This window comes from Mycobacterium sp. E136 (assembly GCF_001666865.1).
Taxonomy (GTDB): Bacteria; Actinomycetota; Actinomycetes; order Mycobacteriales; family Mycobacteriaceae; genus Mycobacterium.
In genome coordinates this window covers 1-769 of the sequence record NZ_LZJE01000173.1, presented here as the reverse complement: position 1 = coordinate 769, position 769 = coordinate 1, and the positions used below count along the sequence as shown (strand labels likewise).

The 769-nt window shown below is 68.8% G+C and carries 1 protein-coding gene and 1 pseudogene; both read left to right on the top strand.

Going from position 1 to position 769, the window contains the following annotated elements:
- Positions 1–71: 71 nt before the first annotated feature.
- Positions 72–197, top strand: a pseudogene (locus A5698_RS29400) (class I SAM-dependent RNA methyltransferase); the annotation flags it as partial.
- An 18-nt stretch (positions 198–215) separates the two neighbouring features.
- Positions 216–695, top strand: coding sequence for an MSMEG_6728 family protein (locus A5698_RS11530; protein WP_068296627.1), 480 nt, complete (start codon positions 216–218; stop codon positions 693–695).
- Positions 696–769 lie beyond the last annotated feature (74 nt).

Genomic DNA, 769 nt, shown 5'->3' with positions numbered 1-769 from the left:
CTGTGATCGCTACGGGTATCGGGGCGCTGTTCGGGCACCGCCAGCGTCGGCTGGCGCGGTACTTCGGCTGATCGTCATTCGCGCGCGACGTCGGGTTGTATCGCGGGCATGGGTACGCCGTGGAAGAGCTGCGGGTGTTCGACTCGTTCCCGCTGACGCACCATGTCGAGTGCGTCGCGGTACTCGCGCGCGGCTAAACGGGTATCCCGCCGAGAATGCAGACGTTTTTGCCCTGCCCGGGTTTCGACGACACCGCCCGCGTCCTGGACACGAAGCGGCTGGGCAAGCAGCGGGTCGAGGCCATCCAGGTGGTGCGCGCGCTGACCGTGCCGGGCTACGGCTGGCGTCATCACCCCGCGGCGGCGATGTGGGCGGGCTACGAAGAGGCCCTGGTCCGCTACGGGCTCGACATCTGCGCCGCGTGGTGCCGGCTGGGACACGCCGACACGTGCGCGACGACGATGATCACCGACCTCACCCGCACGACCGGCATCAGCAGCCCGCGCACCCAGGACGAATTGACAACGGCGGGGGAGGTGCCGCCGTGGCTCGGCGATCCGACGTTTCACCGCAGCCATCAATCGGTGCTCGTCCGCAAGGACCCGCAGCACTACCGCCGGTTCTTTCCCGACGTGCCCGACGATCTCGACTACGTCTGGCCCGGATCCGACCGACCGCGCCGCATCGCGATCTGACGATCAGCCGAAGTACCGCGCCAGCCGACGCTGGCGGTGCCCGAACAGCGCCCCGATACCCGTAGCGCTCACAG

Coding starts and splice junctions, on each gene's coding strand:
- A5698_RS11530 (WP_068296627.1), top strand. CDS start 216: ATGCAGACGTTTTTGCCCTGCCCGGGTTTCGACGACACCGCCCGCGTC.